At 36.3% G+C, this 3,044-nt stretch carries 6 protein-coding genes and 1 pseudogene; all 7 read right to left on the minus strand.

Going from position 1 to position 3,044, the window contains the following annotated elements; genetic code table 11:
- A pseudogene (locus AC1DWN_RS31270) lies at window positions 1–309 on the minus strand (hypothetical protein); the annotation flags it as partial.
- Between the two features lie 84 nt (window positions 310–393).
- Window positions 394–753 carry a hypothetical protein gene (locus tag AC1DWN_RS31275; RefSeq protein ID WP_477562758.1) on the minus strand — a complete coding sequence of 120 codons (360 nt, stop codon included), beginning with the start codon at window positions 751–753 and terminating at the stop codon, window positions 394–396.
- Entirely contained in the window at window positions 729–893 is a 165-nt protein-coding gene (locus tag AC1DWN_RS31280) for a DUF6707 family protein (RefSeq protein ID WP_477562759.1), read from the minus strand. The genes AC1DWN_RS31275 and AC1DWN_RS31280 overlap by 25 nt, the downstream gene beginning before the upstream one ends.
- Before the next feature lie 87 nt (window positions 894–980).
- Complete coding sequence (locus AC1DWN_RS31285) at window positions 981–1,469, minus strand: imm68 putative immunity domain-containing protein (RefSeq protein WP_477562760.1); 489 nt, start codon at window positions 1,467–1,469, stop codon at window positions 981–983.
- A gap of 289 nt (window positions 1,470–1,758) precedes the next feature.
- Window positions 1,759–2,349 (minus strand): hypothetical protein, encoded by a 591-nt coding sequence (locus tag AC1DWN_RS31290; protein WP_477562761.1) that lies wholly within the window; start codon window positions 2,347–2,349, stop codon window positions 1,759–1,761.
- Between the two features lie 150 nt (window positions 2,350–2,499).
- The gene (locus tag AC1DWN_RS31295) at window positions 2,500–2,589 is read right to left on the minus strand and encodes a hypothetical protein (RefSeq protein WP_477562762.1); all 90 of its coding nucleotides are present in this window, start codon (window positions 2,587–2,589) and stop codon (window positions 2,500–2,502) included.
- Window positions 2,590–2,778: 189 nt separating this feature from the next.
- Window positions 2,779–3,044, minus strand: a 266-nt coding sequence (locus AC1DWN_RS31300; protein WP_477562763.1) for a hypothetical protein, incomplete at its 5' end; no start/stop codon positions are given.

Genomic DNA, 3,044 nt, shown 5'->3' on the forward strand with positions numbered 1-3,044 from the left:
GCTTCTCGGCTGCTCTTCCACAAGGACCTCAAAATTTCCAATATAGGTATACTCCGGAGGAATCGGACCCGCACTAATTTTATGATCCAGATGATCACTCCAAAAATAAAAATTGATCACAAGCGGCTTTGCCTGTTTCAGCTGATCAATGGAAGGAAGCTCCCTCCCGGTCCAATGCAGCATCAATGCAGCATAGCTTTCTTTTCCGTCCGTTTTTTCTGCTGGCACAATATGCGTAATCTGACATGCGATATAAGCGTTCAATTGCGGATTCCAGAATCCGAATACGTCACCTGGTTGTATCGACATATGTTACTCCTTTCAGTGTTCGAATGCGGTCAATGGCAAGCTGAAGCCACCGTGCAGCGGTTTCGTTCTATTTATTTTGAACAGTTACTTTATTTTAGTTAATTCAGTAATGTATTCCGTAATCTTTTGCTCAATTTCATCTTTACGTTCATTTAAATTTGGATACAGCCCGGTTTCGGTATTGCCAATCATGCCAAGCAGTGCAATAAATCTCCACTCATTTGCTCTTTTAATATCATTGTCTTGTAAATCTCTTTCGATATTTTCATTTCTAATTACACTTTCATAAGTAAACCGTTCACGACGTTTTGCTTCTCTTGTTTTTGTACCCTCTGGTGTATCGATTTTAGTGGGCGTAAGCAAATGTTTATTAATTATTTCAATTATTTTCTGTGCCTCGTCAAGTTTATTCTGTTCTTTTAAAAGTCGAATTTCCAGTCCCACATAGCATGAATAAAGTCCCAAACATTATAATTTTGTTCAAAAACTACATCATGTGTAAATGAAATGCATTTTAAAGATAACTGAGGCTCACCATGCACATAAAGCCAATAAGCAAGATGACTAAGATTTTGGATCACCACTATACATCATTTTATGTGATTATTAGGGGAATACCAGCGTCGTTGTGTAAGCTTCAAACAGGCCCCTATTCAAAGGCTAAGACCAACTTATAACAGCTCATCTGCGATCATTTTTGCCTTTTCCGCAAGCTCCCTCATATCTTCGGTCGGAACAAGCTCGGCTAAATCGTAGGACAACGGATCACGGGAAAACTTGTTCAATTCATCCCGAAGCAGGTTTCTTTTTTCTTCAGAGGCATCAATATAAAGTTTGCACGGCTGCCTAGCCTCATCCAAATCATGCAAATCGACATAGCCTGATTTAAGACACTCCAACACAATGGCTGAAAGATCGATTAGAGCACCGCAGGCAATATCAAATTCTACCCGAAACATGCCGTTAGCACTTCTCCTATCAAATCCAATATTTCCGCCGTTTTTCAAGTCTCCCTCGGAAAGCAGAACATCGAAACCCAAGTCCTTTAGAATCTGATTGAGCGTCACATCCGTTAAGTCCAATTGTTCCAAATAGTCTATTAATACCAGCGAATCATCAGAACCGCCAATTAAATCTCCCCACCATTTGCTAATGTACATGTTCTTCTCCACTTTCTTTTAGGCATTGTAATTTGTACCGCTGTTAATAGAATGGACACATAGAATCGATAAAATTAAGCTACAGAACGGTACGTGCGTTCACGCTAGTTGGGCATCATATATCCAATGCTAGAATGAATAACTATCCCTCTGTGAATCTATCCTTTTATCGAGATACAGCTACATAATAAATATCAATGTAACTGTTCATAATATCATTTACATAAATGGGATTATTTTATTTAGATGATATTTAGCTTGGCCGTAAGCATCCGAGCTGTTACTCTTTTTATTGTATTTTGTTTTTCCATAAAGGATTATCAGTTACTACAAACTTATTAAATAATGAATCGAATTTCTCACCTTCTAGATACGAAACATGAACATATGGCTTGGAATCCATTGATTCATATAATGTTTCCACTGGTTTTGAAATTCCGCACATGGATAACATTGAAAAAACTTTATTTTTAACAGACTCAATTTCAGGTAAATCCTCTAAAATTTCATCTTCTAAAAACGGTTGAGATTTTAGCATCTCAGATAATTGTCCATTTCCTGAAAACTTCAATAAGTCTCCCCAATAAGGACAAGAAATCATTATACCAAGAAATTCCTCGATGTTTTTCCCAACTTTCCCTGCCTGTCCCTCGGAACTGATAAAGATAACTGGTAAATCTTCTTCATCACCATCTCCGTACAAAGCGAACACACCACCAGAAGCATTTTGTGCTATGATAGTCGCTTTGTCATCGACTACAAAAAAATAATCATTTGTATTTGAATTAGCTTCAACAATTTCAAAATCATAATATTCTGAAAGAATACCTATTAGTTCAGTGTTTGAAACAATTTTATGATACATACTTTTACTTCCCAAAATATGAAACCTCCAATGTATAAGACTTATAAAATCCATGTTTTTTTAAACCCTTCAAACAAATTAACAATAAATTCTTCGAAAGACTTCTGTTATGTTGCTACTAATGGGTTTGATGCAACGATTTTTCACATTTTTTCAATATTAACTTTAGTATAAAATTGTTGTTGTCTTAGGGTCTGCGTGTCCTAATAATTCGGCTAATGCTAAAAGATCAGCTCCTTCGCTATCAATATACAAGACTGTAGCACAGATATGTCGCAGCTTATGTGGAGTTACTTTCTAATTGTTTGCACGTACATCGTCTTCTTTGACAATTTCCTCAATAATAAGTTCTACAGATCTTCTTGTTAGTCGTTTTCCTTGCTTTTCTGAAATAAATAACGCTGGTTCCTGAATACGATTACGTTTCTTAAGGAGAAAATGTTGTCAAAATGAATATAAATCTTCAATCATTTTACTGCTTATTTCTGATTCCGTTCCCCAGTTCAAAATTTTTGCCGCCTGTTGAATTCTTTTCAAGGAATTAATAGCGCAATGCTTTAGCCCAGGATCAATTACCCCAGTTATTTTTATCTGACCAAAAGCGACAGCATAAGTGACCATATCACTTTGGATCATGTTCATCTCGTCAGTCTCTACTACTATTTTTACTTCATCTTCTAACAAGCTGCTTACAGGAACATATTTCATTC

It is taken from the genome of Paenibacillus sp. P4_A7 (assembly GCF_056402455.1).